This is a genomic window from Sagittula marina (genome assembly GCF_014196795.1).
In the GTDB taxonomy this organism is placed as follows: domain Bacteria; phylum Pseudomonadota; class Alphaproteobacteria; order Rhodobacterales; family Rhodobacteraceae; genus Sagittula; species Sagittula marina.
The window spans coordinates 81,770-96,137 of the sequence record NZ_JACIEJ010000007.1 but is presented as its reverse complement, the minus strand read 5'-3'; the positions used below and the strand labels follow the sequence as shown (position 1 = coordinate 96,137).

The window sequence follows — 14,368 nt, the reverse complement described above, 5'->3', positions numbered from 1 at the left end:
CACAGGCCAACTGCCGCGACCATTGTTTGACAAGACACATCAAGGACACACCATGCCCAGCGAACGCATCACCTTTCCCGGCCACGCGGGCCATGCGCTGGCCGCTCGACTGGATATGCCACGCGGGCCGCATCTGGCCACGGCGCTTTTCGCCCATTGCTTCACCTGCGGCAAGGACATCCACGCAGCCCGCCGTATTGCCCAGCGGCTCGCCGCCATGGGGATCGCCGTGCTGCGCTTCGACTTCACCGGGCTGGGCCACAGTCAGGGCGAGTTCGCCAACACCACGCTCCGCTCGAACGTCGACGATATCGTGCAGGCTGCCGAATACCTCGACGGGCGCGATATGGCCCCCTCGTTACTGATTGGTCATTCTTTGGGCGGCGCTGCTGTTTTGCGCGCCGCCGGGCAAATCGCGGCCGCCAAGGCCGTGGTCACGATCGGCAGCCCGTTTGACCCCGACCATGTCACCCACACCTTCTCAGACGCATTGCCGCTGATCGCCGCCTCAGGAGAGGCGCAGGTGGATCTCGGCGGGCGCCCCTTCACCATCGGGCAGGCCTTTGTCGACGATCTGGCGCAGCACGACCTCGGCACGACGCTGGCCAATCTCGACCGTGCGCTGCTGGTGATGCATGCCCCCGGCGACACGGTCGTGGGTGTGTCCAACGCCACGCAAATCTTCATGGCTGCCAAACACCCCAAAAGCTTTGTCACGCTGGATGACGCCGACCACCTCGTCAGCCGCCCCGAAGATGCCGAATACGCCGCTGGGGTCATCGCGGCCTGGGCGCGACGATACATCAACCTCACGCCCCCCGCCCCGCCCCCCGGTGCGCCGGAGGACGTCACCCGCGTAACCGAGGCAGATCCCCAAGGCTTCCTTCAGGATGTGATGTCAGGTCCGCACCATCACGCCCTTGCTGACGAACCAGAGGCCTACGGCGGCACCAACCGTGGCATGTCGCCCTATGGCTTCGTGGCGGCGGGGCTCGGGGCCTGCACCTCGATGACCATCCGCATGTACGCAAGGCGCAAAGGCTGGCCGCTTGAGAGCGTCTCTGTCGATGTCACCCACGACAAGGTCCACGCACAGGATGCCAGCGGCAGCGAGAGCCGCATTGATCGTTTCACCCGGCGCATCACCCTCAGTGGCGATCTCACGCAGGAGGAGCGCGCCCGCCTGATGGAAATCGCAGACCGCTGCCCGGTCCACCGCACGTTGGAAACCGGCGCACAGATTGACACGGAAATGACCTGAGGCTCTTGCAATCGCGACATGCAGGGAGAACTTGAAGCACGCTGGCCGATCGTCGGCATATCCCGTCACGCATCCTTGCCACATGCGACAGTCTCTAGGCGCTCACAGGTGGCCACACATGCGTCTGGTCACCCCACACAGCTCAAAGTCCATGCGGCGTCCTGTGATGAGGCCAGTCCTCGCCCTGCACGCCGAGATCACTCACGCGGGACAGCCCGTCAGGATATCCGCTGCTGCAACCATTCAATCGAGTGTCCCACTGACGGGAAAGCGAAAACCTGCCAATCGGTACAGTCCACGCGAGCGCACCACATGACCGCACTGGCCGCCCCGAGTAAAACAGCAAAAAGGCCGGACCACCTGGGTCCGGCCTTTTCTTGAAACCGTAGTGCTGAACTCAACCCGTCTCCTGGCTCAGCCGCGTGCGCGGCCGACCAGCTTCCATGCCGCAGGCAGGATCAGGGCTGCCAGCGCCAGCTTGACTGCATCGCCAATCAGAAACGGTGTCAGGCCCCACTCAAGGATGGGCTTGTCCCAACCGTAGAGCATACCCAGCCAGATCAGGCCCGGCACATACAGGATCGCGTTGCCCAGCAGCATTGCGAAACCCATCTTGGGCGCCGAGCGATCCCAGCCGGCACGAGCCAAAACGCCCATCGCGGCAACGGCGATCACGTATCCAACCAGATAGCCGCCGGTGCTGCCCATCATGTAGTCGATGCCGTTGAGATCTGCGGTCGAGCTTTGGAAAATGTCGAACCCGATCATGCCGAGGATCATGTAGCCCATGATTGTCGTCAGACCGAGGCGCGGGCCGTAGGCGGCGCCGATGGTCAGCACGGCAAACGTGCCCATGTTCATCGCAACGGGCGAGCCGGGCACCGGAACTTTGATCTTGGCCAACACGACAAGCATCGCAATCCCAAGCACGACCAGCGCAGCTTGCTTCACGCGCAGGGCCGCACCTTCGGTCGCACCGAAAGTATCGACCAGCACGTCACGGTCAAAAGTAAGTGTCATGGGTTCCCCCTATCCTGTCGAAAATATTTGCTCGTTTGTGCCCGATGGTTGAACGCCTCGCAAGTATATTGCGCGAATGCACATGCAGAAAATATGCAAACTTGAACTTTGCAGATGCAAATACCCCGTGGTGAAGGGGCGTTGATCTTTCCTGAGTTTCGAAGCCCATCACCGCCAAGGCCCAGCATCGACCGGATACAAATTTCAGAGCCGCGCTTCCAGCCAGACCTGCGCCTGTGTCAACGCAAAGTGCACCCGCGCGGCATCTCCGGCTTCCATACGCGACCGCAAGAGAAACTGATACCACCTCAGATCCAATGTCTTCAGCGCATCGAAGACCGCCATCATCCAGCGCTCGTCAAAGCTCCGGCTCTCATCGCCGGGCAGCGCAATTTCAATCGGCCTGTTCAGCGCCTTCTCCAGCTGTGTCCGCAACCGTGTCAGCGAATGCCCCTCTTCGGCGTACATCAACTCGTAGCGCAGAATCTCCAGACGCGGGTCTGGCGCGCGCAGCTGAGGGAACTCGGCGGTCCAATGCGCCGCTGCGGTTTTGGGATGGGACATGGCACAGCCTCCTATTTCCGACAAAATTAATCAGATAAATTGTCAGCTGACAACCCATGCGATGCGGCGCGCATCACAAAAGAGATAAGCGCTCCTTCAGCCCCTGCGACTTGTAGCTGGATGAAATTGAGGCTTCGCACCTTTGCGCCTGCATCGTCTTCGGCGACTCATACCTCCCCGCTGTGCACCTTTGGGGGCCCATGTTCGAACTGCACGATGCTACGGTCAAAAGATCGGGATCTACGCCCGCGATGACGTCAATAGTGGGCTCTCCCGCATCCATGCCCCCTTACTCAACGTAGGTGACGACACATTGAGACCAGTCGCTGAAGGGCCAAGACCAGAGCGCTTGACTGGATGGGATGGCCTGAAACGCGGTTTGACCAACTCGAAGAAACCGACAGCCTGAAGCTCATAGATATGAGCGATACCCCACGTTCATCGCCGGAAAACACTAAGCCCAAACGCAAAAGGCCCCGCCGTGTCCGGCGAGGCCCCTGTCTTGTGACTAAGGTCGGTTTAGTCGATCTTGGTCAGCAGCTCGCCCACGGTCGCCTTCGCGTCGCCGTAATACATGCGGGTGTTCTCCTTGAAGAACAGCGGGTTCTCGATACCGGAATAGCCGGTGCCCTGACCGCGCTTGGACACGAAGACCTGCTTTGCTTTCCAGACCTCCAGAACCGGCATCCCCGCGATGGGAGAGTTCGGATCGTCCTGTGCCGCCGGGTTCACGATGTCGTTGGAGCCGATGACAATGACCACATCCGTATCCGGGAAGTCGTCGTTGATCTCGTCCATCTCCATGACGATATCGTAGGGCACTTTGGCTTCGGCCAGCAGCACGTTCATGTGACCGGGCAGACGGCCCGCGACCGGGTGGATCGCAAAGCGCACGTTCTTGCCTTTGGCGCGCAGCTTGCGCGTCAGTTCGGCCACGTTCTGCTGTGCCTGCGCCACGGCCATGCCGTAACCCGGCACGATCACAACGCTGTCGGCCTCGTCCAGAGCGTTGGCCACACCGTCCGCGTCGATGGCGATCTGCTCGCCTTCGACTTCCATCGCCGGACCGGATGTGCCGCCGAAGCCGCCCAGGATCACGGAGATGAACGAGCGGTTCATCGCCTTACACATGATGTAGGACAGGATCGCACCAGAGGAGCCCACCAGCGCACCGACAACGATCAGCAGATCGTTACCCAGCGAGAAACCAATCGCCGCAGCCGCCCAGCCAGAGTAGCTGTTCAGCATCGACACCACGACCGGCATGTCGGCGCCGCCGATGCCCATGATCAGGTGGTAGCCGATGAAGAAGGCCAGCAACGACATCACGAGCAGGGTCCAGCCGCCACCTGTGCTCATGTAAACGAGCAGCAGGATCACCGACAGGATTGCGGCCGTCGCGTTCAGCAGGTGACCGCCCGGCAGCTTTTTCGCGACAGAGGTCAGCTTGCCCGCCAGTTTGCCATAGGCCACCACAGAACCGGTGAAGGTCACCGCACCGATGAAGACACCGAGGAAAACCTCGACCTTCAGAATGTTCAGCTCAACCGGAGACTTGTGCGCCACAGTGGCCGAGAAGCCCTTGAGCGCCGCGATTGCCGCTTCGTCGCCTGCGTGGTGCAGCGCCTGGATGTTGTTCATCACCAGCTCAGCATTATAGCCGACAAAGACCGCCGCCAAACCAACCAGCGCGTGCATACCGGCGACCAGTTCCGGCATCTGGGTCATCTCGACCCGCGAGGCCAGCAGGTAGCCGATCACACCGCCAGCGGCGATGAGGATGATCGACAGGACCCACAGGCCAGAGCCGGGTCCGATCAGGGTTGCAAAGACCGCCAGCGCCATGCCGACGATACCGTACCAGACCGCGCGCTTTGCACTCTCTTGACCGGACAGACCGCCCAGCGAGAGGATGAACAGCACGGCCGCGACCACATAGGCCGCCGTGGTAAATCCGAATTCCATTGTTCTATGTCCCCCTTACGACTTCTGGAACATGGCGAGCATGCGCCGTGTCACGAGGAAGCCACCGAAGATGTTGATACCGGCGAAGAAGACGGAAATCGCAGCCAGCAGCACCACGAGGAAGCCGCCACCCGATCCGATTTGCGTCAGCGCACCGAGAATGATGATCGAAGAAATCGCGTTGGTCACAGCCATCAGCGGGGTGTGCAGCGAATGCGACACGTTCCAGATGACCTGGAACCCGATGAAGACGGACAGAACGAAGACGATGAAGTGCTGCATGAACGAGGCCGGGGCCACGAGGCCGATGGCCAGCAAGATGGCGGCACCGACGACCAGCAAGGTCACCTGCTGCTTGGTCTGCGCCTTGAAGGCGGCAACCTCGTTGGCGCGCTTTTCTTCGGGCGTCAGTTCCTTGGGCTTCTCTTTCTTCTGCGCCGCGATGGCTGCCACTTTAGGCGGCGGCGGTGGGAAGGTGATTTCACCCTGATGCGTCACGGTCGCGCCGCGAATGACATCATCGTCCATGTTATGGTTGATCTGACCGTCCTTCTCGGGCGTCAGGTCGGTCATCATGTGACGGATGTTGGTCGCATACAGCGTGGAGGCCTGCGTCGCCATCCGGGAGGGGAAGTCCGTGTAGCCGACAATGGTCACGCCATTGTCCGTCACAATCTTCTCGTCCTTGACGGTCAGCTTGCAGTTGCCGCCCTTCTCCGCTGCGAGGTCGACGATGACCGATCCCGGCTTCATGGCCTTCACCATGTCCTCGGTCCACAGCTCGGGCGCTTCGCGGTTGGGGATCAGCGCCGTGGTGATGACGATGTCCACCTCGGGGGCCAGTTCACGGAACTTGGCCAGCTGCGCCTCGCGGAACTCCGGGCTGGACACAGAAGCATAGCCGCCTGTCGCCGCGCCGTCCTGCTGTTCCTCTTCAAAGTCGAGGTAGACGAATTCCGCGCCCATGGATTCGACCTGCTCGGCCACTTCGGGCCGCACGTCAAAAGCGTAGGTGATCGCGCCAAGCGAAGTCGACGTGCCGATCGCCGCAAGCCCTGCAACGCCCGCACCGACAACCAGCACCTTGGCCGGGGGCACTTTGCCCGCTGCGGTGATCTGGCCGGTGAAGAAACGGCCGAAGTTGTTCGACGCTTCGATCACACCACGATAGCCCGCGATGTTGGCCATCGACGACAACGCGTCCATCTTCTGCGCACGGCTGATGCGCGGCACCATTTCCATGGCGATGACGTTGGCGCCTTTTTCCTTGGCCTTGTTCAGGCCTTCCTCGTTCCCGCCGGGATTGAAGAATGTAATCAGCGTCTTGTCCGCGCTGAGGTAGTCCAGTTCGTCCAGCGTGGGAATGCGGACCTTGGCGATGATGTCGGACTGGGCCCACAGTTCATCGGCGCTGTTCACGATTGTCACGCCCGCGTCGCGGTATTTCTCGTCCGAGAACTCCGCCTTTGCGCCTGCGCCGGATTCAATGAGGCACTCATAACCCAGCTTCTGCAAGGCCAGCGCCGAGTCGGGCGTCATCGCCACCCGGTTCTCGCCGGCCTCGACCTCTTTTGGTGTCCCGATTTTCACGTTTCTCTTCCCCCTTATTCAGGAATTCTTGACCGCAGAGCGGTCGTTCCGCCCATGACACTACCACGATACAGGGAAGGGTCTACAGACCTGACCTATCTCCTGACACATGTATCTGGCGCTTCTAGACCACAGGTTGACGGAAAGTTAAAGCCATCCTCTCGTTTGTTGCGCAAAATATACTCATACGGCAACAAACTTGCGCGCACTTGAGCGAGATCAGGTCACCTCGGATGCGCGACAACGATACATGAGTTGGCACGCAAACATTCGCGGCTCGGAATTTATACGCTTTATCAAAGCGTAAGCCTGCCCGTTGATCTGCGGGACGGATCAAGGCCCCGGTCATCCCGGCGGCTCGATGCCACGAGAGCGGCGGCGATTAGATCCAGCGGCGGGTGTCTTTCTCGTAGCGGGTGAAATCTCGCGGGAAACGTTGCCTCAAGCCGCGCTCCTCGGACAGGATAAACCGCGTCTCGATCACCCAGACAAAGATCGGGATCAGGGGCAATGCCAGCACCGCGTCCCAGTACAGGATCAGGCCGGTCAGGATCAGCACGTCCCCCAGATAGATCGGGTTGCGGGACCGCTTGAATATACCGGAGGTGACCAGGCGCGACGCCTGACGGTTGGGGACAACGGTTGTGCCGTGGCGTCGCATCTCAAAAATGGCAAGAGCGGCGAGGATGATGCCGCCGCCCACCAGAAGCCCGCCAATCAGGTCCGCCCAAACAGGTCCAAAGCTGCCGACGGGGTATAAGGTCGGTTGCAGCCACGCCAGCAACAGCGCGCCCGCGAACCAGACCTGAGGCCAATCGGGAAACCCGTCCAACTGCTTCATCGCTCTGCCTTTCCTTGTCACACCGGTCGGGAAGGGATGCGCCAACTGCACAAATCCCCTGCCCCATCGCAATCAGCAATGACGTCGGCCCGCAAGATGAAGTTCGTAAGAAATACCACGGGAAACTCAGTCAATCAGCCGTTTTATTCCCATTCCATTTCTTCAAAGACCCGGCCTGCGTTTTTTGTGGCGAGCTCCTCGAAGGTGTCCAGATGCGCCCAGCGCGCCTGATCGACGTAAAAAGCGCCGGCAAGATCGCCGCCCGCATCAATATGCGCGCCAATCTGGTCTCGCAAATCCCGCAGATAGCCAACTGTGCCTTCGGTCACGGCGGCCATATTCGTTGGGTGGCCGTGGCCGGGGATCACATAGATCGCGCCAAGGTCGGTGAATGGCCCCTCGAACGTCTCGATCCAGCACCGTGTGCAGGTGTCGGCAAAAATCGGCGGCATCCGCTCGTGAAAGGCTATGTCGCCTGCGATCACGACATCCCACTGTGGTATCCAGACTTGGGTGTCGCCGGGCCCATGCGCGGGGCCAAGATGCAGCACGTCCAGCGTGACATCGCCCATCTCGATGACCTTTCGGTCGTCGAACGACAGGTTCGGCACGGCGACGGTGGTGCCTTCAGCCTTGTCTTGATTGTAGCGTTGCATCCCTTGCAGGATGAAATCGCCGTTTTCCTCGATCTCTGCGATGGCCTCGGCATGGGCCAGCACATCAACCCCGAGGGCGCGCCAGTAGGCGTTGCCCAGTATGGCATGTCCCTGCCCGTTCTCGTTGATGACCAGCTTGACCGGCTGGTCGGTGACCGCCTTGATCTCGTCATGCAGCGCCTCGGCCAGTCGCACGGAGGCCCCGCCGTTGATGACCACGACCCCGTCACCGGTCACGACGAAGGACAGGTTGTTGTTGTGGCCCGCGTTTTCATAGGTCGGCGGGGCGGTCGCGCCGATGGCAGACCAGACGCCGGGGATGAACTCCACCGGCTTGTTGTAGAGTTCTGACTGCGGATATTTGTCCGCGATGTCCTCATGCGCCGTGGCCATGCCAGCCAACAGCGCCAATACGCCTGCCAATGCGATCCTCATCACGCGATCCTCCTCTACCATTCATAAACATTCGCATGTGTGCATTCAAAAGCCAAGCATCATCGGCTTGTCCCCACGCCTTGGACCGGTACAGTTTGGCGCAAAGGGGAGGACACCATGCTGACAGGGAAACACGCGCTGGTCACAGGCGGTGGCACAGGGATTGGATTGGCCATCGCCCGTGCGCTGGCCGAACAGGGGGCAAAGGTTACGATCACCGGTCGCCGGTTGGACACGCTGGAGGCCGTGGCAGGCGATGGTCTGCACCCGCTGCGCATGGATGTGCAGGACGAGGCGTCGGTGACGGATGGCATCGCAGAGGCCGTCGCCGCCCGTGGTCCCGTCCAGATCTGCGTGCCCAATGCGGGCCTCGCCGAAGGACGCGCCCTGCTGAAGACCGACATGGATTTCTGGCGCAACATGATGGCGACGAACGTGGATGGCGCCTTCCTGACGATCCGCGAATCGTTGAAGTCCATGACCACCACCGACTGGGGCCGGGTGATTGCCGTGTCCTCGATCGCCGGGCTGAAGGGGCTGAAGGGCGCGCCGACCTACACCGCGTCGAAGCACGCCTTGATCGGGTTGATCCGGGGGCTGGCGGCAGATTTCGCAGGCAAACCCTATACGTTCAACGCGCTTTGCCCGGCCTATGTGGACACCGAAATTGTCAGCCGCAACGTCACCTCCATCATGCAGCGCACGGGGATGGACGAGGCCGCCGCGCGCGATCTGATGGTCGGGGTGAACCCGCATGGTCGGTTGATCACGCCCGAGGAGGTGGCCGAGGCTGCGCTGTTTTTGTGTGGCGAGAATTCCGGCAGCATGAACGGTCAGGCACTTCAGATTGCTGGCGGTGATATGTAACTCTGGGCACTGCGTGGCCCCAACCGCGCGCCAAAAGGACACTTTATGACTGATTTCTCCCAAACCCGCGCCTTGTTCGACCTGCCTGCGGGGGTGACATATCTGGACGGCAACTCGCTTGGCCCCCTGCCCCGCGCGACGGCAGCCCGAGTGGCACAAACCGTGCAGGACGAATGGGGCGCGCACCTGATTTCCGCGTGGAACACCTGTGGCTGGATGGCCAAGCCGCGCGCGCTCGGCGACCGCATCGGCGCGTTGATCGGCGCAGAGCCCGGCCACACGGTGATCGGTGACACGCTGTCGATCAAGGTGTTTCAGGCGCTCGCCGCTGCGCTGAAGCTGATCCCGGATCGACGGGTGATCCTGTCAGACACCGGCAACTTTCCGACCGACCTGTATATGGCTGAAGGGCTGCTGAAGCTGCTGCCAGAGGGCTATGAGCTGCGCACGGTCGCCCCCGAGGACGTGGCCAGCGCCATCACCGAGGAGGTCGCCGTGATGATGATCACCGAGGTCGATTACCGCACGGGCCGCCGCCACGACATGCAGGCGCTGACGCAGCTGGCCCATGACAAGGGCGCGCTGACCATCTGGGATCTGGCACATTCCGCCGGGGCCTTTCCGGTCCATCTGGCGGACTGCGGCGCGGATTTCGCTGTGGGCTGCACCTACAAATATCTTAACGCAGGCCCCGGTGCGCCGGCCTTTATCTACGTCGCGCCAAAACACGCCGCAGAGGCAGAACCGGCGTTGGCGGGCTGGCTGGGACACAAGGCGCCCTTTGCCTTTGACCTTGGCTACACGGCGGGGGATGGCATCGACCGGATGCGCGTCGGCACACCTCCGGTGATCCAGATGGCCGCGTTGGAGGCCGCCTTGGACATCTGGGAGACGGTGGACCTCGACGCGCTGCGCGCCCGGTCACTGGAGCTTGCCGACCGGTTTATCGCCAAGGTGGAGGCAACGACAGATCTGGCGCTGGCCACGCCCCGCGCGCCACGGGATCGTGGCAGTCAGGTGTCGTTTCGCCATCCGGAGGGCTACGCCATCATGCAGGCGCTGATCGCGCGCGGCGTGATCGGTGACTTTCGCGCGCCGGACATCCTGCGGTTCGGCATCACGCCGCTGTACCTGTCGGAGACAGAGATCGACCACGCGGCCGAGGTGCTGGCCGATATTCTGGCCACCAACGCATGGAATGCCCCCGAATACAAAGAACGCAAGGCCGTGACGTAAGCTGCGAAGCCGCATTCCACGACGCCCGGCGCTTGACCTTCGGGCACAACAGCGCATCATCCAGATAAATCTGCGCATTCGGCTGACAACCTCCGCCGAATGCACCACAAAGGACGCAAACCGGCCATACGGGCCGTTCGCGACAAGGAGATCCCCATGGCCTATACCCTCACGGTCAACGGCACGACACACGAGGTCGATCTGCCCGGCGAGGTGCCCCTTTTGTGGGTGCTGCGTGACCAGTTGAACCTGACCGGCACAAAATATGGCTGCGGTGTCGCGTCTTGCGGAGCCTGCACCGTACAAGTGGACGGCCAGGCGCAGCGCTCCTGCGTGTTGCGGCTCGAGGATGTGGACGGCGAAGTGACAACCATCGAAGGTCTGGGCCAGCCGGACACGCTTCATGCGCTGCAACAGGCCTGGATCGACCATCAGGTGCCACAATGCGGCTACTGCCAGTCGGGCCAGATCATGCAGGCCGCAAGCCTTCTGGCCGAACTGCCCAGCCCCAGCGATGAGGATATCGACAACGCCATGGCCGGAAACCTCTGCCGCTGCGGCACCTACCCGCGCATTCGTGCTGCGATCAAATCCGTGGCGGAGGGCGTCTGATGGCTTCTGCTGGTAAAATCCTCCGCCGCACCTTCCTGATCGGCACCGCCGTTGTCGTGGGCGGCGCGGCCTTTGGCGCGTGGGTGGTGGCAAAACCTGCCCCCAACCCCCTGAAGCCAGCGGAGGGTGAAACCGCGCTGAACCCCTTTGTGGTGATCGACGGCGAGGGGATCACGCTTGTCTCCCCCCGTGCGGAAATGGGCCAGGGCACGGAAACCACGTGGGCCGCTCTGATCGCCGAGGAACTGGATGTCACCCTCGATCAGGTGCGCATCATTCACGGGCCGCCCGCGAAGGCCTACTACAACCATGCCTTGGTCGGCGAGGCGATGGCGGGCTACGATGCTTCCTCCATCGAACGCTCCATGGGTGAGCTGATGGGCCATCTGGGCAAGGTGTTTTCCATGCAGGTCACCGGCGGCTCCACCGCCATGAAGGACGGCTTTGAGCGGATGCGTGTTGTCGGCGCCGCCACACGGGAAATGCTCGTGGCCGCCGCCGCCAAACGGCTGGATGTATCTGCCGCGGAGCTGGTCACAGACAAAGGCCATGTCATTGCCCCCGATGGCACCAAGATCGCCTATACCGCGCTGGCCGAAGATGCCGCCGAGATGGAACCGCCCCGCGTCGAATTGCGCCAGCCCGAGGAGTGGAAAATCCTTGGCACGAAATTCCGGCGCACCGACATTCCGGCGAAATCCACCGGCACCGCGACCTTTGCCATCGACACGCGCCTGCCCGGCCAGCGCTTTGCCGCGCTGCGCTTGTCCCCCACCCGCGCGGGCATCAAATCGTTCGACGCCTTCGAAGTCAGCCGCATGCCCGGTGTCGAAAAGGTCGTGGACCTTGGCGACGGGTTGGCCGTGGTGGCCAACAACACATGGATCGCCCAGCGTGCGGTGAACGAGATCCCGGTCACGTGGGAGGACGCCGCTTATCTGCCCAGCGACGCCGCCATATCCGAGGCGCTCGAAGCCGGTTTCGAGCTGGCCGCGGATTCCATGTTGCGTGATGACGGCGACGTGTCGACCCTGCCCATGGGCACGGACCGGATCGAGGCAGAGTACTCTGTCCCGTTCCTCGCCCACGCCACGATGGAGCCGCAGTCGGCCAATGCCTGGTTCGATGGCGGTAAACTGAAGGTCTGGACCGGCTCGCAGATGCCGACCTTTGCCCTGCGTGTTGCTGCCGAAGAGGCCGGTCTCGATGAGGCGGACGTGGAATTCAACGTCACCTATCTGGGCGGCGGCTTTGGGCGGCGCGGCGAGGTGGACTTTACCCGCTATGCCACACGCATCGCCAAGGAGATGCCCGGCACCCCCGTTTTGCTGACCTATTCGCGCGAAGAGGACATGACCCATGACTTCTATCGCCCGGCGGCCAAGGCGCGCTTTGCCGGGGCAGTCAAGGATGGCAAGGCGGTGATGCTGGATGCGCAGGTGTCCTCGGCCCCGGTGATCGGCCCGGCGCTCGACCGCGCGGCGGGCTTTTCCCCCGGTGGGCCGGATGCTGCCATCACCGAAGGCACGGCGAACCAGCCCTACGCCATCCCGAACTACCGGGCGCGCGGGTATGCGGTGCCGGACCTTCCTCCGGTGGGCTTCTGGCGGTCCGTGGGCAATTCGCTGAACGGCTTTTTCATGGAAAGTTTCATGGATGAGATGGCCGTGGCCGCCGGGATCGATCCGCTGCAATTCCGCATGGACCTGACGCGCGACGAATTCCTGCCCGCTTGGGAAGTGCTGAACACGGTCAAGCAGATGTCCGGCTGGACCGGTGAAACGCCGGACGGTGTCGGGCGCGGTGTGGCCATGTGCTACAGCTTTGGCACGCCGGTCGCGATGGTGATCGAAGTGGCCGATCAGGACGGCGCGGTGAAAATCACCAAGGCGTGGATCGCTGCCGACCCCGGCGTCGCGCTGAACCCCGACAACATCAAGGCGCAGCTTGTGGGCGCGATGGTCTATGGCCTGTCAGCCGCGATCAGCGAAGAGATCACCTTTGCCGATGGGGCGGTGCAGCAAAAGAACTTCCCGGACTACGAGCCGCTGCGGATCACCCAGATGCCGGAGACCAAGGTCAGCATACTGGAGGTGCAGGACCACTTGGGCGGTATTGGCGAAGTGGCCACGCCCCCGGCAGCGCCTGCCCTGGCAAATGCGCTGTATGACTTGCGCGGCGAACGCTATCGCAGTCTGCCGCTGAAAAAGCATGTCGATTTCAAGATCTGACAGATCGCTTCGACAGAAACAAAGCGCGCTCGCCCCATTCCGGGCGAGCGTTCGCGTTTCGGCCAAGAACATCGCGGGAAACCCGTGACTGCGCTGCTCTCAGGTAAGTTTGGAAAGTGTTTTTTTTCGTCCATGAAACACTGGTTTATCAATGAATGAGCCGACCCCGGGTCAGGGTTTGATGACCTCATTTTTCACCTGCCCCCAGACCAGCAGCGTAAAGACAGCCGTTCCACCAGCGACGTTGCCCGCCAGCACCGGAATGAAGAACCGCCAGATCGCTTCGCCCAAACCGATCTGGCCGAACCAGACGAGAACGCCCGCCTCCACCGATCCGGCGATGACGTGGGCAAACCCTGCTGCCGACATCAGCCATGTCATCACAAGCACCACCCAGAACGCATTGCTTTGGGCTGCGGGGATGATCCAGACGACTGCGGCGATGATGATCCCGGCGGGGATGGCGCGAAAGAAGTTCTCGCCGAAACTGCCGTCGGTGGCATGTCTGGAGACGGCCAGCAGACTTTCGGTCATGTGTGCGGGCAAGAAGTGCGGCATATACAGGAAACCGCTGGCGATGATGGTGCCGACGATATTTGCTGCCAGAACGATGGTCCACAACCGCAGCATCCGATGCAGGCACGTCAAGGATTGGTCCGCCACCAAAGGCAAAACCGTCGTGATCGTGTTCTCGGTAAACAGCTGCATCCGGCCAAAGATGACGACCATGAAACCGACGGAATAGCCCAGGGCTTCGATCAGGATGGTCCATTCGGCATCGGGCAAGTGCGATTTCAGAACCGTCTGCGCGATCACCGACAAGCTGATGAGGATGCCTGCCGCCACGCCTGACCAGATCAGCGACACCGTGGGGCGCGCCAGTTCCTCGCGCCCATCGCGACGAATGACTTCGTAAATCAGGCGGGCCGACAGCCGGGATGCCTGCGTGACAGAGGTTTCCTCTGATGGTTCACGGACCGCGTCTGACTCGGCGGGGTCTTTTTGCTGTAAATGGATGTCTTGGGGAGCGTTTTGATCGTTCATCTAGCCTGAACCATTGACCGGCCGAATGGTTCCGCAGCTAAAATTA

The 14,368-nt window shown here is 61.8% G+C and carries 12 protein-coding genes; 5 read left to right on the top strand and 7 right to left on the bottom strand.

The annotated features are described in order from the left end of the window. The first annotated feature begins 52 nt into the window (after positions 1-52). Positions 53-1,261 (top strand): bifunctional alpha/beta hydrolase/OsmC family protein, encoded by a 1,209-nt coding sequence (locus GGQ68_RS14420; RefSeq protein WP_183967184.1) that lies wholly within the window; start codon positions 53-55, stop codon positions 1,259-1,261. A gap of 414 nt (positions 1,262-1,675) precedes the next feature. Here the strand turns inward: GGQ68_RS14420 and GGQ68_RS14415 are convergent, their stop codons facing one another. From GGQ68_RS14415 to GGQ68_RS14390, 6 genes are all read right to left on the bottom strand, one after another. Next, positions 1,676-2,281 (bottom strand): biotin transporter BioY, encoded by a 606-nt coding sequence (locus GGQ68_RS14415; protein WP_183967183.1) that lies wholly within the window; start codon positions 2,279-2,281, stop codon positions 1,676-1,678. Positions 2,282-2,485: 204 nt separating this feature from the next. Beyond that, positions 2,486-2,845 carry a hypothetical protein gene (locus GGQ68_RS14410; protein ID WP_183967182.1) on the bottom strand — a complete coding sequence of 120 codons (360 nt, stop codon included), beginning with the start codon at positions 2,843-2,845 and terminating at the stop codon, positions 2,486-2,488. A gap of 519 nt (positions 2,846-3,364) precedes the next feature. Further along, positions 3,365-4,810 (bottom strand): NAD(P)(+) transhydrogenase (Re/Si-specific) subunit beta, encoded by a 1,446-nt coding sequence (locus GGQ68_RS14405; RefSeq protein WP_183967181.1) that lies wholly within the window; start codon positions 4,808-4,810, stop codon positions 3,365-3,367. Between the two features lie 15 nt (positions 4,811-4,825). Next, on the bottom strand, positions 4,826-6,400 hold the full coding sequence (locus GGQ68_RS14400) for a Re/Si-specific NAD(P)(+) transhydrogenase subunit alpha (RefSeq protein ID WP_183967180.1): 1,575 nt from the start codon (positions 6,398-6,400) through the stop codon (positions 4,826-4,828). Between the two features lie 382 nt (positions 6,401-6,782). After that, a complete protein-coding gene (locus tag GGQ68_RS14395; protein WP_183967179.1) occupies positions 6,783-7,241 on the bottom strand; it encodes a methyltransferase family protein in 459 nt (152 codons plus the stop codon). A gap of 143 nt (positions 7,242-7,384) precedes the next feature. Continuing rightward, positions 7,385-8,332, bottom strand: coding sequence for an MBL fold metallo-hydrolase (locus GGQ68_RS14390; RefSeq protein ID WP_183967178.1), 948 nt, complete (start codon positions 8,330-8,332; stop codon positions 7,385-7,387). Positions 8,333-8,449: 117 nt separating this feature from the next. On the opposite strand from GGQ68_RS14390, the gene GGQ68_RS14385 reads away from it, so the two are divergent. The 4 genes from GGQ68_RS14385 to GGQ68_RS14370 all read left to right on the top strand — a co-directional run bounded on the left by GGQ68_RS14385 (position 8,450) and on the right by GGQ68_RS14370 (position 13,278). Next, positions 8,450-9,199, top strand: coding sequence for an SDR family NAD(P)-dependent oxidoreductase (locus GGQ68_RS14385; protein WP_183967177.1), 750 nt, complete (start codon positions 8,450-8,452; stop codon positions 9,197-9,199). A 45-nt stretch (positions 9,200-9,244) separates the two neighbouring features. Then, positions 9,245-10,435, top strand: coding sequence for a kynureninase (gene kynU, locus GGQ68_RS14380; protein WP_183967176.1), 1,191 nt, complete (start codon positions 9,245-9,247; stop codon positions 10,433-10,435). 156 nt (positions 10,436-10,591) lie between these two features. Beyond that, positions 10,592-11,047 (top strand): (2Fe-2S)-binding protein, encoded by a 456-nt coding sequence (locus tag GGQ68_RS14375; RefSeq protein WP_183967175.1) that lies wholly within the window; start codon positions 10,592-10,594, stop codon positions 11,045-11,047. Further along, complete coding sequence (locus GGQ68_RS14370; RefSeq protein WP_183967174.1) at positions 11,047-13,278, top strand: xanthine dehydrogenase family protein molybdopterin-binding subunit; 2,232 nt, start codon at positions 11,047-11,049, stop codon at positions 13,276-13,278. Before GGQ68_RS14375 ends, GGQ68_RS14370 begins: the two co-directional genes overlap by 1 nt. 171 nt (positions 13,279-13,449) lie before the next feature. Here the strand turns inward: GGQ68_RS14370 and GGQ68_RS14365 are convergent, their stop codons facing one another. Beyond that, positions 13,450-14,322, bottom strand: a complete 873-nt coding sequence (locus GGQ68_RS14365) for a formate/nitrite transporter family protein (RefSeq protein ID WP_183967173.1) — start codon at positions 14,320-14,322, stop codon at positions 13,450-13,452. Positions 14,323-14,368: the final 46 nt, after the last annotated feature.

What these genes read in the sequence shown, in the direction of transcription:
- GGQ68_RS14375 (WP_183967175.1), top strand. Translation starts at nt 10,592, where the DNA reads ATGGCCTATACCCTCACGGTCAACGGCACGACACACGAGGTCGATCTG.
- GGQ68_RS14390 (WP_183967178.1), bottom strand. Translation starts at nt 8,332, where the DNA reads ATGAGGATCGCATTGGCAGGCGTATTGGCGCTGTTGGCTGGCATGGCC.
- GGQ68_RS14385 (WP_183967177.1), top strand. Translation starts at nt 8,450, where the DNA reads ATGCTGACAGGGAAACACGCGCTGGTCACAGGCGGTGGCACAGGGATT.
- GGQ68_RS14415 (WP_183967183.1), bottom strand. Translation starts at nt 2,281, where the DNA reads ATGACACTTACTTTTGACCGTGACGTGCTGGTCGATACTTTCGGTGCG.
- GGQ68_RS14370 (WP_183967174.1), top strand. Translation starts at nt 11,047, where the DNA reads ATGGCTTCTGCTGGTAAAATCCTCCGCCGCACCTTCCTGATCGGCACC.
- GGQ68_RS14365 (WP_183967173.1), bottom strand. Translation starts at nt 14,322, where the DNA reads ATGAACGATCAAAACGCTCCCCAAGACATCCATTTACAGCAAAAAGAC.
- kynU (WP_183967176.1), top strand. Translation starts at nt 9,245, where the DNA reads ATGACTGATTTCTCCCAAACCCGCGCCTTGTTCGACCTGCCTGCGGGG.
- GGQ68_RS14420 (WP_183967184.1), top strand. Translation starts at nt 53, where the DNA reads ATGCCCAGCGAACGCATCACCTTTCCCGGCCACGCGGGCCATGCGCTG.
- GGQ68_RS14410 (WP_183967182.1), bottom strand. Translation starts at nt 2,845, where the DNA reads ATGTCCCATCCCAAAACCGCAGCGGCGCATTGGACCGCCGAGTTCCCT.
- GGQ68_RS14395 (WP_183967179.1), bottom strand. Translation starts at nt 7,241, where the DNA reads ATGAAGCAGTTGGACGGGTTTCCCGATTGGCCTCAGGTCTGGTTCGCG.
- GGQ68_RS14405 (WP_183967181.1), bottom strand. Translation starts at nt 4,810, where the DNA reads ATGGAATTCGGATTTACCACGGCGGCCTATGTGGTCGCGGCCGTGCTG.